Origin of the sequence: Proteus hauseri, assembly GCF_040139125.1 — a bacterium.
Lineage (GTDB): Bacteria > Pseudomonadota > Gammaproteobacteria > Enterobacterales > Enterobacteriaceae > Proteus > Proteus hauseri_B.
This window is the reverse complement of sequence record NZ_JBEEUB010000015.1, coordinates 1-18,999: the sequence shown is the minus strand read 5'-3', so window position 1 is coordinate 18,999 and position 18,999 is coordinate 1. Positions and strand designations below refer to the sequence as shown.

Annotated in this window: 18 protein-coding genes; 11 read left to right on the top strand and 7 right to left on the bottom strand. The window is 40.1% G+C overall.

Going from position 1 to position 18,999, the window contains the following annotated elements; genetic code table 11:
* Window positions 1–45: 45 nt before the first annotated feature.
* From ABN099_RS18130 to ABN099_RS18100, 7 genes are all read right to left on the bottom strand, one after another.
* Window positions 46–627, bottom strand: coding sequence for a DJ-1/PfpI family protein (locus ABN099_RS18130; protein ID WP_349465802.1), 582 nt, complete (start codon window positions 625–627; stop codon window positions 46–48).
* Window positions 628–632: 5 nt separating this feature from the next.
* On the bottom strand, window positions 633–1,274 hold the full coding sequence (locus ABN099_RS18125) for a bifunctional 4-hydroxy-2-oxoglutarate aldolase/2-dehydro-3-deoxy-phosphogluconate aldolase (RefSeq protein WP_349465800.1): 642 nt from the start codon (window positions 1,272–1,274) through the stop codon (window positions 633–635).
* Window positions 1,255–2,226, bottom strand: coding sequence for a sugar kinase (locus tag ABN099_RS18120; protein ID WP_349465798.1), 972 nt, complete (start codon window positions 2,224–2,226; stop codon window positions 1,255–1,257). Before ABN099_RS18120 ends, ABN099_RS18125 begins: the two co-directional genes overlap by 20 nt.
* Entirely contained in the window at window positions 2,223–3,077 is an 855-nt protein-coding gene (locus ABN099_RS18115; protein ID WP_349465796.1) for a tagatose bisphosphate family class II aldolase, read from the bottom strand. The genes ABN099_RS18120 and ABN099_RS18115 overlap by 4 nt, the downstream gene beginning before the upstream one ends.
* A gap of 113 nt (window positions 3,078–3,190) precedes the next feature.
* Entirely contained in the window at window positions 3,191–4,666 is a 1,476-nt protein-coding gene (locus ABN099_RS18110) for a DUF2264 domain-containing protein (protein WP_349465794.1), read from the bottom strand.
* Window positions 4,667–4,720: 54 nt separating this feature from the next.
* Complete coding sequence (locus ABN099_RS18105; RefSeq protein ID WP_349465792.1) at window positions 4,721–6,331, bottom strand: sulfatase family protein; 1,611 nt, start codon at window positions 6,329–6,331, stop codon at window positions 4,721–4,723.
* Between the two features lie 37 nt (window positions 6,332–6,368).
* Entirely contained in the window at window positions 6,369–7,604 is a 1,236-nt protein-coding gene (locus ABN099_RS18100) for an anaerobic sulfatase maturase (RefSeq protein WP_349465790.1), read from the bottom strand.
* A gap of 535 nt (window positions 7,605–8,139) precedes the next feature.
* Between ABN099_RS18100 and agaR the strand changes: the two genes are divergently transcribed.
* From agaR to ABN099_RS18045, 11 genes are all read left to right on the top strand, one after another.
* On the top strand, window positions 8,140–8,919 hold the full coding sequence (agaR, locus tag ABN099_RS18095) for a transcriptional repressor AgaR (protein WP_349465788.1): 780 nt from the start codon (window positions 8,140–8,142) through the stop codon (window positions 8,917–8,919).
* A 54-nt stretch (window positions 8,920–8,973) separates the two neighbouring features.
* A complete protein-coding gene (kbaZ, locus tag ABN099_RS18090) occupies window positions 8,974–10,254 on the top strand; it encodes a tagatose-bisphosphate aldolase subunit KbaZ (RefSeq protein ID WP_349465786.1) in 1,281 nt (426 codons plus the stop codon).
* A gap of 13 nt (window positions 10,255–10,267) precedes the next feature.
* Complete coding sequence (locus ABN099_RS18085) at window positions 10,268–11,458, top strand: SIS domain-containing protein (protein ID WP_349465784.1); 1,191 nt, start codon at window positions 10,268–10,270, stop codon at window positions 11,456–11,458.
* A 24-nt stretch (window positions 11,459–11,482) separates the two neighbouring features.
* Window positions 11,483–11,977, top strand: a complete 495-nt coding sequence (gene agaV, locus ABN099_RS18080; protein WP_349465782.1) for a PTS N-acetylgalactosamine transporter subunit IIB — start codon at window positions 11,483–11,485, stop codon at window positions 11,975–11,977.
* A 53-nt stretch (window positions 11,978–12,030) separates the two neighbouring features.
* Window positions 12,031–12,798, top strand: a complete 768-nt coding sequence (gene agaW / locus ABN099_RS18075) for a PTS N-acetylgalactosamine transporter subunit IIC (protein ID WP_064720796.1) — start codon at window positions 12,031–12,033, stop codon at window positions 12,796–12,798.
* Window positions 12,788–13,678, top strand: coding sequence for a PTS system mannose/fructose/sorbose family transporter subunit IID (locus tag ABN099_RS18070; protein WP_349465779.1), 891 nt, complete (start codon window positions 12,788–12,790; stop codon window positions 13,676–13,678). The genes agaW and ABN099_RS18070 overlap by 11 nt, the downstream gene beginning before the upstream one ends.
* A 99-nt stretch (window positions 13,679–13,777) precedes the next feature.
* Window positions 13,778–14,212, top strand: a complete 435-nt coding sequence (gene agaF, locus ABN099_RS18065) for a PTS galactosamine/N-acetylgalactosamine transporter subunit IIA (RefSeq protein WP_349465777.1) — start codon at window positions 13,778–13,780, stop codon at window positions 14,210–14,212.
* Window positions 14,209–15,378, top strand: coding sequence for an N-acetylglucosamine-6-phosphate deacetylase (nagA, locus tag ABN099_RS18060; protein ID WP_349465775.1), 1,170 nt, complete (start codon window positions 14,209–14,211; stop codon window positions 15,376–15,378). The genes agaF and nagA overlap by 4 nt, the downstream gene beginning before the upstream one ends.
* A 42-nt stretch (window positions 15,379–15,420) precedes the next feature.
* Complete coding sequence (kduI, locus tag ABN099_RS18055; RefSeq protein ID WP_349465773.1) at window positions 15,421–16,251, top strand: 5-dehydro-4-deoxy-D-glucuronate isomerase; 831 nt, start codon at window positions 15,421–15,423, stop codon at window positions 16,249–16,251.
* Between the two features lie 86 nt (window positions 16,252–16,337).
* Window positions 16,338–17,093 (top strand): 2-dehydro-3-deoxy-D-gluconate 5-dehydrogenase KduD, encoded by a 756-nt coding sequence (gene kduD, locus ABN099_RS18050; protein WP_349465838.1) that lies wholly within the window; start codon window positions 16,338–16,340, stop codon window positions 17,091–17,093.
* A gap of 17 nt (window positions 17,094–17,110) precedes the next feature.
* Window positions 17,111–18,172: a glycoside hydrolase family 88/105 protein gene (locus ABN099_RS18045; protein ID WP_349465771.1), complete on the top strand. Its 1,062-nt coding sequence runs from the start codon at window positions 17,111–17,113 to the stop codon at window positions 18,170–18,172.
* Window positions 18,173–18,999 lie beyond the last annotated feature (827 nt).

The window sequence follows — 18,999 nt, the reverse complement described above, 5'->3', positions numbered from 1 at the left end:
TTTTAATCGATTAATTTGTTTTTTACTTAATAAAGATAGAAACGGTTAGGCAAGATAAGACAACGGCCAATGTTTAAAATAGATATGATTAGCTTGCCAATCTACTTTTTCGGTATTGTCGCTTAACAGATGGCGTGCAACAGTAAAAGCAAATTCAAAGCTAACACCTAAGCCCTTTGCACTAATAAATTTACCATCAATTACAACGTCTTGATCAAGATAATTACCATCATCATATTTATCTGCCAGTTTATCGCCAGTACTGTAATTACGTCCTTCAAGCAGGTGGTGCGCCGCTAATACTTTTGCACCAGAAGAACAGAGAGCACAAATATATTTATCTTCAGTAATATGGCGTTTAATAAAGCCAATCACTTGCTCATTTGCACATAAGCGGTCGGTCCCTTTAGGACCACCCGGCATCATTATTGCGTCATAACTGTGTGTGTACTTTTCTGTTAATAAATAATCAGCACTAATTTTAGTGCCAAAATAGGTATTTAGAACGGTTGTATCCATACAAGAAAGAACATCAACATGGATATCAAGACGGCGCATGATATCAATAAAAACAACGGCTTCGCCTTCTTCAAAGCCATCAGCTAATAAAACGGCAACCTGTTTCATCTCATTTATCCCTTAATTGTTTTTAGTAATGAATGAATGCTTTGAATATGATTAGCAATAGTTTTCTTATCTTGTTTATCAATAGATTCAGCGCTGGCAATCCAACTGCCACCACAAGCAATAACTTGCGGGATCGCAAGATAATCACTGACATTATTTAAGCTAATTCCCCCCGTTGGCATAAACTGTACTTGAGCATAAGGCGATGCCAATGCTTTAAGCATTTTTACGCCACCAGACGCTTCTGCGGGGAAGAATTTAAGTAAGGTTAGACCTCTTTCAAGAGCAACCTCGATTTGGCTTGGATTGTTAATTCCGGGCACAATATCAATGCCATTATTAAGGCAATAATCGACAGTACTTGGGTTATAACCAGGAGAAATAACAAAGCTTGCGCCTGCTTCTTTTGCCATATCGGCTTGTCGTGCAGTTAATACCGTACCCGCACAGAGAATAAGCTCAGGAAAGTGCTCATGCATTAGTTTAATAGCTTTAGCTGCCGCAGGAGTACGAAAGGTAATTTCGGCAACAGGTAATTGATTTTGGGTTAGAATTTCACCCAGCCAAATTGCATCTTCAGCGCGATTAATTTGGATCACGGGGATCACTTTCAAAGATGAAAGAGTATCAACAATTGACTGTGTCATAATTGTCCTTGATAAGTAAGTGGAATGAATCGGTGACTGCATGAGGAATAATGGCACCATGATGTTGGATAACGAGCCCCGCGAGGGTATTTCCCCATAAACAACAAGTAGATAAATTCTGTTTTTGTAACCATGCAGCGATAAATGCGGCATTAAAAGAGTCGCCAGCAGCGGTTGTGTCAATCACGTTGCTAATAGGTTTTGGGATGCTATAACCAGAGCTGCCATCTTTAGACCAAAAAGCCCCACGTGAGCCTAGTTTTACAATTACACTGTGATTGCCTTGCTGATGTAGCCGTTGAGCTATCGCATTTTCTGAGAGCGATTCTTGTTGCCAAAGTAGTTGTTCATCATCACCAGTGACCAGTGCGATATCACTCAATTGGTATAGCTTTTCAAACCACACTTGAGCCTCTTCAATAGAGTCCCATAAACGAGCTCGATAATTAGAATCAACAATTAATGTGATCCCTCGTTTTTTAAGCTCAGATAAATGTGTAAGTAAAGCTTCTTTCCCTGCTTGGGTTAAAATCGCCAGAGAAATCCCGCTAAGATAGATAACTGAGTGGTCAGGTAAATTACTAAGATGTGTAGAGAAGCGTTTATCTGTTGCGATATAACGCGCTGCGGCATCGTTACGCCAATAATGAAAACTGCGTTCACCTTGAGCATCGATTTCAATAGCGTATAAGCCTGGTCGTTTTTCAGGAATAGTAATAATTGCTTGGCAATTGATCCCCTCTTTTTGCCAAGCTTGTTGCATTAGATTGCTATAGCTATCTGTGCCCAGCCCTGTGATATAAGCAGGATGGAGAGCCGGTATTAATCGCGATAAATAGAGTGCCGTATTTAGTGTGTCACCACCAAAGCGTTGCTGTTGTGGCTGAAATGGTTGCCCACTAAGTTCTATCATGCATTCACCAATAATGGCGACAGTTCTATTTATTTTCACAGTTTCCCATCACTTTTACAGACACGAATTTTATCTGCAACCACGGCTTTCATTGCTGCTTTACCGGGGACAAGATAATGGCGAGGATCACTGGCATCTGGATTATCTAAGAAATATTGCTTAATAGCATTGGAAAAGGCGATTTTTAGTTCAGTTGCAACATTGACTTTGCAAATACCTAAATCAATACAATGACGAACATCTGCATCAGGAATACCCGATGCGCCATGAAGAACTAATGGAATATCTGTTCTTTGACGAATAATGTTTAAACGATCAAAATCCAATTTAGGTTCATGTTTATACATGCCATGCGCTGTACCTATTGCAACGGCAAGTGAGTCAATGCCAGTTGCTTTAATAAATTGAACCGCAGAATCGGGATCAGTAAACAGTGCGTCTTTTGCATCAACGACTAAATCATCTTCTTGTCCACCTAGACGACCAAGTTCAGCTTCTACCGTACAATCCCAGTGGTGGCAGAATGTGACAACTTCTTTGACGATCCGAATATTTTCCTCAAATGGGAAATGAGAGGCATCAATCATCGCGGATCGCACACCTGAAATCACTTTGTTGCAGATATCAGGAATATCTTCATGGTGATCTAAGTGCAGAGCAACTGGAATACGGTAGTGCTCAGCGGCTTGTTGGCAAATAGAGATTAAATAATCACTACCTGCATAAGCAAACGTACTTGGTGTGCCCGCTAAAATGACGGGGGATGCCATTTCAGCGGCTGTTTCCATCACAACCTGAATGGTTTCCAGATTATGAATATTAAAAGCAGGTACAGCATAACCGCCACGCTGTGCTTTATTTAGCATATTACGAGTAGAAACCAGATACATGTTTGCCTCTCATCTTTCGTTTAATTACGAATCATAATAAACGAAAGCAAAGGAAAGGTAAAAGATCTAAATCACATTTTTATTCCCTTCGCACTGAAAGCAAATGAAAGAAACTAGAAAAAGTGTGACATTTTAGAACTGTAACTGGTGATCCCTTTGCGCAATAGATTATTTTTGGGCCTTCTAGACTGCCCAATAACTATTTCAGTGATTTTTTGTGAGAATGTTTGCTTCTCTAAACAACGGCTTTTGGGGGACTGTTGTTGGGTATATTCTTCGCAAAAAATAACATTTACTTCTTGTGTGGCTTTCGTTCCAACTACGTAAGCTTTAATTGCTGGTATTTCGAAACGAAAGTCTTGTTTTTCTATAGGTAAAGGTAAACTTGGTGTTTGCCAAAGATGGATCCGCTCTGCGCAATACAGTGCAATAATCACTGCACGTAATGACCAAAAACTACTAGCAGGGCCACTGTAGTTATCAACAAGGCGTGCATCATGCCCAAAAAGCCCTTGTGTAGGTGAGCCGTTTTTTAATGCGCCTTGCGAAATGAAATAACGTAAGCTTGTTTCTAAGGCTCGTTTAGCTTCACCAACCTTTACTGACGGACAATGTAAATCGACACCTGCAAGTAGCGGCGCTGAAACAGCAAGGCGATAGCAAGCACTGCGACCAAAAAAAGGGATACCTGTCGGTGTAATAAAATGCAAATAGTGTTGGTTGAAATGATTAAGTGATTGAGTAATAAACTCTGTTTCAAAATCAGGATCAATTTGATTTAGCCAGTAAAGAGAGTAGTAAAATCCCCAAGCATTGTAGTAATCATAGTTTCCTTTGGCGCCATCACGAAACCAACCATCACCGACATAGAACGCTTTTAATCGTTCATAACGCCAGTGTGCAATAGTATCTTTCCCTGTAAGTGCCTTGATAACAAATTGCACTGTTAAAGGAAAAAAATGCCAATTGTTATCAACAATTTCACATTGATTGACTTGTTCAAACCAAGTGATAATTTGCTGTTTTATGGCTGGATTTAGTGTATTCCAAACCCATTCGCGGCTCATCCATAGCGTGAGCGCTAAATCAGATGCTTCACAAATGCGTTGGTCATAGTTTTCTAATTTTCCCCAATAACCTTTATGTAGGGGATCTGTTCCATGAATAAAACTCTGCTTAATAATTAATGGTAAATTAAAGACTTGCTGATTAAGCCCCGTTAATGTGCTTTTTTTACTATTTACAACCCATGCCGCTAATAAGGGAAGTACACGGCTAACGCCTTCAAGCGCATCGGTTCTTACCGTTTGTTGTCCTGGGCTGCCGGGATAATAGGCATGAGAATATCCCCATACTTGATAGTGATGAAAGGATTCGGTGACATATTGCGTTAGCCTTTCACATAAAGAAAAAAGAGACTGAGTATCATCATTAAAGCAATCAGCAATCGTTTTATCATTGCGACGATAAGCCGATTTTCTGACTAATCGCCGAATAATATTTTCTTTAAACAAACGCTGATAAATTTTTACGTTAGGGTGTTCGTAAGGTAATTTTGGGCGTGGCGAAGACGCAATTTCAATAGCCATTTTCGTATCTCAGAAAAAAGACGCATCCTTGCGAAACAAAACGGAAATAGAGTATTAAGGTTTTGCCGAGTCCACTAATATTTGATAGTGATCTTGACCCCATAAAACCGGTTTTGGTTTATCTTTTATCCACTGATAATAGGCATTTTTTAACTCCTGTACTTTTTGTGGATTTTGTTTGGCAAGATCAACGGATTCATCGGGATTGGCTTTGTCGTTAAATAACTGTGGCTGATTTTTACCATCATCATAAAAATAGAGTGCCCACTCACCATCGCGAACCGCCCAAGCGCCTTTGGAGAGTTTTTCTAAATTAGGATTTGTTGGTGGTGTTTTGCGTTGATAGGTTATCCATTGATGATAACCATGCCAAAATTCTTGATTTTCTTCACTGTAATGCTTTGTTCCTGGACCTGCCCAAAATAAATATTGATGAGGCGGTGTTGTAGTTTCGCCTTTTAGCAACGGCATAATATCTCTGCCTTCAACATTAAGATTGTCAGGAATAGCAATACCAGCACTTTGTAATGCAGTCGGTAAAATATCTAACGCGGAAATCATTACATCGCTTTTTGTACCTGCTGGAATATGATTAGGGCGATAAGCAATAAAAGGTACTCTGACACCGCCATTAAACATTTGTCCTTTAAAGCCTCTATCCATTGCATTCATTGGCATAGGTGATTCATTAACAGCACCATTATCTGATAAGAAAAAAATAAGCGTATTTTCTAGCTCACCATTTTCTTTTAATTTAGCAAGGATTTGACCTATACCTTCATCAGCTGCATTTAATGCTGCAAAATATTTATCTGCTTCTACATTGCCAGTATCAAACTTCTCCATATATTTAGCTGGAGATGCTTGCTCTAAAGGAATATGAGGAACGCTATACGAGAGATTAATAAAGAATGGTTTATCTTTATGTTCATCAATAAATGTCAGTGTTTCATCTGTAAGAAGGTGCGTGGTATAACCCGGTGCAGCTACATTAACGCCATTACGCCAAAAAGCGGGAGAATTCCATAAAGCAACACCTGAAGCATAGTAGCTAAAATCATGATCAAAACCGCGTTCATAAGGGGCATAACCTGCTTCTGGGGTTGAAATCATATTGTCGTGATAGTCACGAGTTTGTTTACTTGCATCAATTTTCGGTTTTCTTATTACTTTGGCGTTGTGCCATTTACCAATGCTCGCCGTTGCATAGCCATTTTCTTGAAAAAGAGAAGGTAATAGCTTGATATCTTGAGGGATACCTAAAATAGCATCGTCATTGCTATAGGTGCCAAAACTTGCCGGAGAGCGTCCTGTAAAAATACCCGCTCTTGAAGGACCACAAACCGGATGGGCAACAAATGCATTGGTCATTTTTGCACCACCCTTTGCCATCTCACTGACATTTGGCATGGCAATACGCGCAGCTTCTACCATTTTATTTATCTCACCGTTATAACGCGACGGTGTTGGTCTTTGAGATAATGCCTCAACATCTAAACTATCAAGTACAAAATCGAGCTGCCCCGTACCCAAATCGTCCATTATTATCAGCAGAACATTCGGTTTTTCAGGCGTTCCTCCTGCATTAGCTGCTAAAGGTATGCTGAGGCAAGATGTTGCGATTAACCCAGCAAGTAAATTTTTTTTAATAAAAGGTAGCGTCACGGATTGTCTCCAAATGAGTAAAATTAGATATTCAACATTATTTGATATAGTTTTTTTGCAGAGCGGGAAGGGCGTCGCTGGCTAAACCTCCACGAGAGATTGCCTGATGCATTAGCTGCATTCCCATTGCTGTATGGTGAAATATTTCTTTATAAGAGCGACAAAGGTAATTGTGACGATACTTTTCACCTTCAACGGCAATAATGCGATGTTTGGGGCAGCCGCCATAACATAGGCTTTGTACTTCACACTGTTTACAAAGATCGGTGAGCTTGTCGTATTTATTCTGACCAAAACGTTGTTGCTGTTTTGAGGTGACTAAACGGGCAAGATTATTTTGATGGATATTGCCTAAATTATTAGCAGGATAAACATAGTGATCACAAGAATAGACATCACCGTTAGATTCAATAATTAATGCCTGACCACAGGTTTTAGATTGAATACAGGTAGAGGCGGGGTATCCCATCCATGTGCCCAATAAGCTATCAAATAAACGAATATAGATTTTTCCAATATCACCTTGGCGAACCCATTCATTGAAGACATCGGTCATAAACTGCCCATAACCTTCAGCAGGTACTGAAAAAGGGGCTAATTGAGCATTAGGACCCGGAGCATAATGTCCACCATGAGTATGTGGAAAGCGTCGGTCTACTTCGACAATGGGAATAAATTGAAAGAAAACGGAACCTAGCTCTTTTAACGCTTGATAGGTTTCTTTGCCTTTGTTCCAGTTTTGGTCATTAACAACAGTTAACGTATTAAATTCAACACCGTATTCAATTAATAACTGAATGGCGCGCTTTACTCTTTCAAATGTAGGGCTTCCGTTAACTGAAATACGATATTTATCATGAACAGCTTCAAGTCCATCAATAGATACACCTAATAGAAAATGGTTATCTGCAAAGAATTGAGCCCATTGACGGTTAATTGCTATCGCATTAGTTTGCACGCTGTTGGTAATGGTTTTTCCTTGTGCAAACTGTTTCTGGTATTTAACAACTTGTTGGAAGAACGAGAGTCCAGCAAGCGTTGGTTCTCCACCTTGCCAAGAGAAATCAACCTGATCGCCGCTATGAGATTGAATATAATCTTTAATATAGCGACGTAGCACACCGTCAGCCATAACGATATGTCCTGCCTCTTTTACGTCGTCTTGAAAAATATTTTCTTTTTCAAGATAAAAGCAGTATTCACACTTAATATTACAGTGGTAGCTTGTAGGTTTTGCCATCATATGAAAATAGGCAGGTTGATTTTGTGCCATTGGTTCATTTCCCTAGTCTCTTTTTATTCTTTTACATTACGCAAATTTTATAAAAACAAAAGAGATTAAAATCACAAATACAAAATAACGAAAGTAAATGAAAGTATTTTTCGAAAGAATAAAGTGATAGTTTTCACTTTAGTTACTTTCAATATGACACTATTTCATTGTTTTTTGATTTTTTGAGCTATTTGTTTTTATTTATAATTCGAAAGCAGCTAACGAAAAAGATTTTTAATCTATTTATGGTGAAATATAGGGGGGTTAACGCTGGTTTTTTGTGTTTTGTCTTTCTGTATATAGTGTAATCATAAGTATAGCGTTGGGTTATACCATTTTATTGATTGGAAACTGATTGCCTCAAGGCTATTATTGATTCGACACGAAAATATTCGTAAGCAACCGACAATAAATCGAAAGTTTGTGAAAGAGATCAAAAGTTTTGTTTTTTTGCGTTGTCGGTTAAATTTGGCGTAGTAAACTACATTCGAAACCAATCGAAAGTTAAGTCCTTTGGTTTCGTAAGGAGACGAAAGTGAAAGCGGCAGTTGAGAGGCGTATGGAAATCCTCGACATGGTAAACCAAAAAGGTAAAGCCCGAGTCGAAGATCTCGCTGAATTATTTAAAGTCTCAAGTGTCACCATCCGCAGCGATCTAAGTTTTCTTGAGAAAAATGGTTATATCGTCCGTTCTCATGGCGCAGCAATTCCTAATACAGGGTTTATTGCTGAACTGAGTATCCACGAAAAACGTGGACAAAACGCGGGCATAAAATCATTAATCGGGAAAGCTGCCGCAACGCTGATAAAGGATGGAGACACCGTCATTCTTGACTCGGGGACAACTACTCGCGAAATAGCGACACATTTAAAGTCGCGCGAAAATGTAGTGGTCATGACAAACGGTCTGGATGTCGCAATGGAGTTAGCAAATACCACAGGTGTAGAAGTATTAATGACCGGTGGTGTTTTGCGCAAAAGTGCTTTGTCTTTTTCAGGCTCGCAAGCTGAAAATAGCCTTAGAAATTTCCGTTTTGATAAGGTTTTTCTAGGGGTTGACGGATTTGATTTACGTGTCGGTATTACCACTCACAATGAACAGGAAGCCAGTCTTAACCGTTTAATGTGTGATATCTCAGAAACGATTATTGCGGTTGCAGATTCTACGAAATTCAGTAAACGCAGCTGTCATATGATCAGAGATTTTGGTGAAATTGATGTGTTAGTGACCGATTCTGGTATTCCTGAAGAGTATATTCAGGAGCTGAAAGATCACAAAATCGAAGTGATTATCGTCAACGATAAGGCATCGTAATTTGCTAACTCCATTAGCAGCACCGCCGGTGTTGATTATGGAGTTAGTATTTAAATGCATCCTTTAGAAAAGATTGTTCAGCAACATAAATCAGGCAAACAGAATGGTATTTATTCTGTTTGTTCTGCCCACCCTTTAGTAATAGAAGCAGCTTTATTACAAGCGCTGGATAATGATTCCTTTCTGCTGATTGAAGCCACCTCTAATCAGGTTGATCAGTTTGGTGGTTATACCGGTATGACCCCTGCTGACTTCTACCAATATGTCATTGAACAAGCTGAAAATGTCGGTTTTTCTACTGAGAAGTTAATTCTTGGTGGCGATCATCTCGGTCCCAATCGTTGGCAACATCTCACTGCAGAAGAAGCGATGAAAAATGCAGATGTGCTCATTGCACATTATGTTGCTGCGGGCTTTAAAAAAATCCACCTCGATTGCAGTATGTCTTGTGCTGGTGATCCCACTCCATTAACAGATGAAATTGTTGCATCACGTGCTGCTCGTTTAGCGGTTATCGCTGAAAATACAGCTAAAGCAACATTCGGCACTAGCGACATTGTATATGTTGTTGGTACTGAAGTGCCTGTTCCCGGTGGCGCAGCTGAAGAGTTAGATACCGTAGAAGTGACTTCACCAGAAGCCGCCAGAAAAACCTTAGAGTGCCACCGCCAAGCTTTTTATGATGCAGGCGTGGGGGCGTGCTGGACTCGCGTTGTTGGTTTAGTCGTTCAACCCGGCGTTGAATTTGATCACACTGGTGTTATTGATTATCAAACTGAAAAAGCACAGGCATTAAGCCAAGTTGTTAATGATTATCCTCATCTTATTTTTGAAGCACACTCTACCGACTATCAAACAAAAGGTGCTTATAAACAGCTTGTAAATGATCACTTTGCCATTTTAAAAGTAGGACCTGCACTAACGTTTGCGATGCGTGAAGGGCTATATGCATTATGCGCCATTGAAGAGACGCTATTTATGCCAGAACAGTGTTCAAATTTACGCGAAAAAATGGAACAGTTGATGTGCCGTGAGCCGGAATTTTGGCAAAAGTATTACCACGGTGAAGAGCGTCAGCAAGCCTTTGCTCGAGTTTACAGCTTTAGTGATCGCATTCGTTATTATTGGCCTGATGCTGAAATTAATGCCGCTATCGATACATTAATGGATAATTTATCGATAAAGCCAATTCCATTGCCCCTGCTTAGCCAATATTTGCCGTATCAATTTACTCAATTAAGAGAAGGCGTGATCGACGGCACTCCAGAATCCTTTGTCATTGCGAAAATTCGCGACGTGTTGTCGGTTTATGCCGATGCTTGTTATGTCCATTAATTGAGGGGAAACCATGGAATATTTAAGTTATCAGACCGCTCAATTAGAGCAATTGAATGCATTTTGGACAGCGAAAGAAATTGAGCAACAACCAGAATGCTGGAAGAAAACATGGCAGTCAATTCAAGAAAAACGTGCGGATATTCAAGCATTTCTTAATAAGGCGCTCGCTGCGCCTAATGCCAGAATTATTCTAACGGGTGCTGGTACTTCCGCATTTGCAGGTAGAGCATTAGCGCCGATGTTAAGTGGTCATACAAAACGCCGTGTTGATGCTATTGCAACAACTGATTTAGTTGCCGATCCACAAGAGTATTTAGCCGAAGATGTACCAACATTATTAATCTCTTTTGCACGTTCGGGTAACAGTCCAGAAAGTGTTGCCTCATTAGATGTTGCGGCTGAATGTTTATCCCAATGTTATCACTTAGTATTGACGTGCAATCCTAATGGCAAACTGTACGAATATTGCCAAAACAATCAGAGTGCATTGGCACTGTTAATGCCTGAAGAGTCTAATGATCGCTCCTTGGCAATGACTTCAAGTTTTTCATCCATGATGATGGCTGCGGTAACCATCTTTTTGGGTGATAGTGTTTTTCGTGACGCAATAGCCCCTTTCTTTATTGACTATAAAACCCAATTTGAAAAAGCAAATCTTGTTATTCGCAATGAATATGCCGGGAAATTTAAGCGCGTTATTTATCTTGGCAGTGGTGGATTACAGGGTTTAGCTCAAGAAGCATCATTAAAAATGTTAGAGCTAACGGCGGGTAAAGTTGTTGCTAGTTTTGATACCCCATTGGGCTTTCGACATGGTCCTAAATCTATCGTAAATAAAGAAACGTTAGTCGTTATGTTTTTCTCTAACGATCCCTACACGCGTCAATATGAGACTGACTTATTACGAGAGATTATTCACGATAATGCATCAGGCAAGGTGATCGCGATCACCGCACGAAATGATAATTCTTTTTCAAAAGAGAGTTTTGTTTATATTCCTGCTCTAGAGAACTGTTCGGATGTGGCGCTATTGTTTCCGTACTTGATGTTGGCGCAATCATTCGCGTTTCACAGTTCTATTGCACTGGGGAATACGCCTGATAACCCTTCTCCAACAGGAGAGATAAACCGGGTTGTACAAGGCGTCACTATTTATCCGTTCTCATACAAAAAAGACGACACACAGTCTGCTTTAAGTTAATAAAATATAATAAGAGAGCTAATCATGAACACACCTAATATTGTCTGGACCCGCATTGATGAGCGTTTACTCCATGGTCAAATCCGCATTACTTGGGGTAAACATACTGAAGCTAACCTGATTTTAGTTGCTAATGATGATGCAGCAGAAGGTCCTAACTCCGCCTTCATGCAAGCTGGAATGAAAGCATCAGCAGGCGGTGAATATGCTGTGCGCTTTTTTTCTATTCAAAAAACCATAGAAGTGATTAGTAAAGCTTCTCCTCGCCAGAAAATTTTTGTGCTGTGCAATAACCCAATTGATGTTGCTCGTTTAGTGGACGGCGGTGTGCCGATTACTCACTGTAACGTCGGCAATATGCATTTTCATGAGGGTAAGCGCCAAATTGCTAAAACAGTCTCAGTGAATGAGAAAGATATTGAGGCTTTTAAGAGCCTTGTTGCAAATGGCGTGACATGCACCATTCAAAACACCCCTGATCAGTCACCTGTTGATGTGCTAGCACTGGCAACAGCTTGATATTTTCCTGAGCAAAAAAAACCTAAATAATAATTTAGGTTTGAGGATTATTTATGATTTTTGAAGCTTCTTTAGTGGCTTTATGGGCCTTTTTTTGCGGTATCGATAAGTATGACGTTGCACTAAACATTCATCGCCCCTTAATAACAGGACCTGTTGTTGGCTTGATTATGGGTGATATGCAAATTGGGTTAATTGCAGGTGCAACATTAGAACTTGCATGGTTAGGTTTAGTGCCAAATGCCGGTGCACAACCACCTGATGTAACGTTAGGTACTATTGCCGCAGTTGCTTTTGCTGTTATGACAAATCAATCCCCTGAAGTTGCTATGGGTATTGGGATGCCTATCGCTGTATTAATGCAAATGCTGATTATTGGTTTTTTTGCTGTCAGTGCTTTCACCATGGGAAAAGCAGATCGTTGTGCCGAAAAAGCCGATGCCTCTGGTATTTCTAGGTTACTGATAATAACTATTACAGTTCGTTCGCTCCTGTATGCATTGGTCGCTTTTGTTACGGTCTATTTCGGTGAACATGCAGCGCAATGGATTGATGAGAATACACCAAAAGTATTACTCGAAGGCTTAGGTATCGGCGCGAAGATGGTTCCTGCTATCGGCTTTGCAATGTTGTTGAAAATTATGTGGTCGAAAGAAGTTGCGGGTGTGTTCTTTATTGGTTTTGTGATGACGACTTATTTGAAACTTCCAATTATGGCAGTGGCTATTTTAGGCGCATCAGCAGCAGCGCTTTACTTCTTCTTTAGTGGTAATAACAAAAATACAAGTCAGCAGAATGAGGATTTCGAAGATGGTATCTGATAACAACACCGCATTGAAAACGCAGGATAAACCAGAAACAGGTTCTTTGATTGATGGCATTGATGAGTACCAAGATACCACTGTCAGGAAAGTTATCACCAAGGGTGATCTTTGGAAGTGTGCATTCCGTGGACTGTTTATGGAAGGTAACTTTAACTTTGAACGTATGCAAGGTGGTGGATTTGCATTCTCAATTATTCCTGCGCTGAAAAAAATTCATGGAAATAATAAACGAGACTATGCCACGTCACTGAAAAACCATCTGCAATTTTTTAATGCTAGCCCAAAACTGTTTACCTTCTTATTAGGTACTGCGGTTGCAATGGAAGAGAACAAAGAAAAACCTTCTACTGTAAACGTAATGAAAGTTGCTGGTATGGGGCCGACGGGTGGTATTGGTGATGCCATTGACCATATGACATTGATGCCGCTGACATTGGCATTAGGTGCATCTATTGCAATGGAAGGCTCAATTGCGGGTCCTTTTGTTTTCTTCTTCTTATATCAAATCGTGCACTTTTTAGTGTATTTCGGCCTGATGTTCATGGGATACCGCGCTGGAACCGCCGCGATGGTTAACATGAGCGATGCAACTGAAAAGCTTGCTAAAGCGGCAAATATTATGGGGATCTTTGTTATCGGTGCGCTATCGGCAACCTTTATCAAGGTTCAAACCACCGCCTCGCTAGAACTTGGCGGGAAGGTGGTTGAGTTGCAAAGCGCGCTATTTGACAAAATCATGCCGAACTTACTGCCTCTGTGTTTAGTTTTCTTGATGTACAAGATGGTTAAGAGCACAGGATTTTGGGGTAAGCCACCAGTATTGATTTTCTCTACCCTCGCATTTGGTGTGGTTGGGCATGTATTAGGATTTTTATAAAAATCACTTTTTAACGTACCCATAGATAACCGTAATAGATTATTAACTTGCTATAAACAGGCAGGAGAGCGTTCTGCTGCCTGTGTTAAGGAGTGACTCATGATAGGTCTTATTGTTTCAGGGCATCTTAATTTTGCATCAGGTATGGCATCAGCAGTAAAAGCTATTGCTGGAGAGCAGCAAGATATCGTTTTTATTGATTTTGTAGAATCAATTTCACCTGATGAGCTTGAAAAGCAGATGCGCCAAGCTATCGATTCAATGGATTGTCAGCAATACCTATTTTTAACTGATTTACCTGGTGGAACCCCTTGCAATCGCGCAATGGCAATTATGATGCAAAACCCTGCTGTCGAGGTTTTAGCTGGCGTGAATTTACCGATGATTGTTAATGCCGCTTTTGAACGAGAAGGGTGCTCAACATTAGAACTTGTTCAAACACTTCGTGAAATCGGTCATGACAGTATTCAAGATATCCGTGAACAACTCGCACAAATAGACAGTACTGATGCAAAAGAAGAAGACGGCTTATGAGTCAGCAATATGCCATTTTAGCGGATAGAACTTTTACACCAGATGGCATTCGTTATCTCTGCTATGTGCGTGTTAACGATGAAAAAATAGAATCGATTACCACTGAAGCACCCAGCGATTGCCCCATCATCCGACTTAAAGGTAAAACTTTATTGCCCGGTTTTGTTGATATTCATATTCATGGCAGAGCAGGTTCTGATGTGATGGATGCAACACAACAAGGGTTACAAATTATTGCAGATGCATTAGTGAAAACGGGCGTTGTTGCATGGGTTGGAACAACGGTTACCGCGCCGATGGATGATATTCGCCTCGCGTTATCACAAGTTCGAGCGTTTTTATCTAAACCACAAACTTCAGGTGCTCTGTTACTTGGTAGTTTTCTTGAAGGTCCTTATTTCACCGAGCGCCATCGTGGTTCGCATCCTGTGAAATTTTTAAAAGCACCGACGGTTTCTGAGTTGGAAAGCCTACTAGAAAGTGCGGGTGATAGCTTGTTGCGTGTTGCTGTAGCACCTGAAGCGCCAGGGGCAATTGACGCGATAGATTGGTTAGTTACTCAAGGAATTAAACCAAGTGTGGCACATACTGCTGCCGATTATAAGCAAACACAGCAAGCTTTTTTACACGGTGCTGATTGTGGTGTGCATTTATATAACGGCATGACAGGGCTTCATCATCGTGAACCGGGATGTTGCGGTGCAGTGTTGTATCACGATGTATTGGCTGAACTAATTGCTGATGGCATTCATGTCCATCCTGTGATGATGCAATTAGCGTATCGCATGAAAGGGTATCAAAAAATTGCATTGATAACAGATTGTATGCGTGCTGGTGGATTACCTGATGGTGATTATGCTCTAGGCGCACAAATCGTCACTGTTACTCAAGGTCAAGCCAAAACCGCGGATGGTTCTTTGGCTGGAAGCACCTGTAGCTTGGATAGCGCATTGCGCAATATGGTGCAACTGGCTCATGTGCCGGAATGGGAAGCTGTTCAAATGGCATCAGCAATACCAGCAGAATATCTCGGTGTTGGCGATAAATTAGGCTATATCAAAGTTGGCAGACAAGCTAGCTTTGCCGTGGTGGATGAGTGTTTTCATCTTACCGATACATTCATCAGAGGAAAGCATATTTACTCTGTATCCGGGGATAACGCATAACCTTATCGTTATGCGCCCATTAGTAAAAATGAGGTATTTATAATGGAAATTCGTCAGCCAATTCATAGTGAACACGCTAAAAGGCTTGATACAGAAGGACTTCGTAAGGAGTTCCTGATTGAAAACCTATTCTGTGAAGGGGAAATGAATCTCACTTATAGCCATATTGATCGTATTATCGTCGGTGGCATTGTTCCAACAACTCAGCCTTTAGCATTAATGGCGGGTAAAGCATTAGGTGTTGATTTCTTTTTAGAAAGACGAGAATTAGGTGCGATCAATATCGGTGGTGCTGGTAAAGTTACCGTTGATGGTGAAGTGTTTGAAATTGGCGCTCGTGAAGCTATTTATATTGGAATGGGCGCTAAAACGGTTGAATTCACTAGTGATTCTGCAAAAACACCCGCACGTTTTTATATGAACTGCGCACCTGCTCATCATACTTATCCAACACGTAAAATTACGCAACAGCAAGCATCGCCAGAAAAAATTGGTCATGCTGAAAACTGTAACGTGCGTACTATTTATAAATTTTTGCATCCTTCCGTTCTACCTACCTGTCAATTATCAATGGGAATGACCGTACTTGAGCCTGGAAGTTTATGGAATACCATGCCATGTCACACTCATGAGCGTCGTATGGAAGTGTATCTCTATTTTGATATGAAAGATGACAACGTAGTTTTCCATTATATGGGTGAACCAACAGAAACTCGTCACTTAGTGGTTCGTAATGAACAAGCCGTCATAAGCCCTAGTTGGTCTATTCACTCTGGTGTTGGTTCTGCGTCATATACCTTTATTTGGGGAATGGTTGGTGAAAATCAGGTATTCCACGATATGGATCATGTTGCAATGAAAGATCTGAAGTAACTACCTCTTTCTAAATAGCATTTTACATTTTTACCCTACATATAAAATGATGTGGCAGTCATTGCCACATCATAGAGGCTTCTATGATGAATTTATTCGATTTAACGGGCAAAGTGGCAATAGTAACGGGTTGCAATACAGGTTTAGGTCAGGGGATGGCAATTGGTTTAGCCCAAGCGGGTGCTGATATTGTCGGTGTTGGCATTCAAGATGCGCCAGAAACTCGCCAACAAGTAGAATCCCTTGGTCGCCGCTTCCATAACATTACAGAAGATTTAATGAAACAAGATGGATTACAAGCGCTGGTGGATGAAGCCGTTTCAGTCATGGGACGTATTGATATTCTGGTAAATAATGCGGGTATTATTCGTCGTGAAGACTTATTAGAATTTAATGAAAAAGATTGGGATGACGTTATTGATATTAATCAGAAAACACTCTTTTTCCTATCACAAAAAGTAGCTCGCCAGTTTGTCAAACAAGGTAATGGTGGAAAAATAATTAATATTGCTTCGATGCTCTCTTATCAAGGTGGTATCCGTGTTCCATCTTATACCGCAAGTAAATCAGCGGTAATGGGATTAACCCGCGCATTAGCAACGGAGTTATCTCAATACAATATTAACGTAAATGCGATAGCACCAGGTTATATGGCAACGGATAACACCGCGGCTCTACGTGCTGATGAAGCTAGAAATGCGGCTATTTTAGAACGAATTCCTGCGGCGCGTTGGGGAACACCTGAAGATTTAGCCGGTCCTGCTATTTTCTTAGCATCGAGTGCCAGTGATTATATTAATGGTTATACCATTGCAGTAGATGGTGGTTGGTTAGCTCGTTAATTTCATGGAGAAATAGGATGGAACACGCTAATACAGGGGCTTTGCAAAGAGATACCGTGTTGCAAAATATGAAACGCGTTTATCGTTATCAATCAGCTAATCAAGTCCGCAGTGTTATTCGACGTAGTGGCAAAACACGTTTTATTAAAGACACAGATTGGGAACGTGGTGTTCTATGGAGTTGTGTCAGTACTGTGTGGCTTGCAACACAAGATGAAGAATACCTTAATGGTGTATTAAATTACACATTGCATACAGGGTTTAGAACGGGACCTAATGCACGTTTTGCTGATGATCATGTTTGTGCGCAAGCTTATCTCGCCATTAGCCCGCTGTTTGAACAATCTGAAATTCTTGAGCCTACGATCAAAGCATTCGATATTATGCTTAATGAACCTAAAGCTGGTCGTGAAGATTGGTGGTGGTGCGACGCGTTATTTATGGCACCTCCTGGTTTTGCTGCATTAGCTGAAGTTACAGATGAGCGACGTTATTTGGATTATATGCATACGGCTTATTGGGATGCGATAGATCATTTACGTGATCCTGAGACGGGTTTAATTTACCGAGATCATCGCTATATTCCAGATGGTCAGGGAAATGAATTACGGGAAGCTAATGGTGAAAAAGTTTTTTGGAGCCGTGGCATTGGTTGGGTTTTAGCCTCTATCCCTCGTATTTTGCAATATATGCCTGATGATTATCATGGTCGCGAACGTTATATCACATTATTTAAAGAACTAGCGACTTCCATCCTAGATTATCAACATGAAGATGGTTTTTGGCGAACAAGTTTACTCGATCCTGATAATTTTCCTGCACCAGAAAGTTCAGCAACAGCGCTATTTTGTTATGGACTTGCGTGGGGAATTAATCAGGGAATATTAGAGAAAGATGTGTACTTCCCCGTATTAAACAGAGCATGGTTAGCATTACAAACCTGTATTCATGACAATGGCATGATAGGTTGGGTTCAACTTCCGGCATTTAACCCTCGTGAAGTGAAGTTCGAACATAATATGGATTATGGTGCTGGTGCTTATTTATTAGCAGGAAGTGAAGTTTTAAATCTTTTGTAAAATTGCTAGAACTTTGATATTGACGCTTTGTTGTTTTCTTGCGCTTTACATGCCTTCCGCGCAATATTTTCCTATCTAGGATGCCGACCAAAAAATAGGGTCGGCTTTTTTATGTTTACTATAATAATAAGAGGTAACATGAATCTGTTACCTCTTATTATAAAATTGGGTGCTTAGATTAAAACGTAATAACTTGATTAGAAAATTGTGGGGGATAGCTCCCCCACAAGGTTAGTGTTTATTATTGATAAACTTAACCTGAACATTTATATATTCACTATTAATAGTGAAGTTCTCAATTGGATTATTATAGAATAAAGTAATCAGTAATACAGTGATATTTATACTAATAATAATCACACTAGTCAGAGAATATTTATTCATTTCCTTGACAGTTCCTCTATAAGGAGGCAGAATCAAGTTCTCAGGTTTGAGTTCCGCCTCGGTTAATATTAAATATATTTTCCGGGGCTTTTCTCTTTCTGGCGTTTGCGAAATGCTTGAACCAGATTGATCCAAGCACCCGCGCAGAGAATAACAAAATAAGATATTGAAGCAACACATTTATTATTAATAATAAATAAAGCTATTACTCTCTATTATTTAAATAAAATAATTGATTTTTTAAGTGGCGTGTTGAATAAAATAAGAGCTAACATGAATTCGTTACCTCTTATTATAAAATTGGGTGCTTAGATTAAAACGTAATAACTTGCTTAGAAAATTGCGGGGGATAACTCCCCCACAAGGTTAGTTTCTATTATTGATAAACTTAACCTGAACATTTATATATTCACTATTAATAGTGAAGTTCTCAATTGGATTAT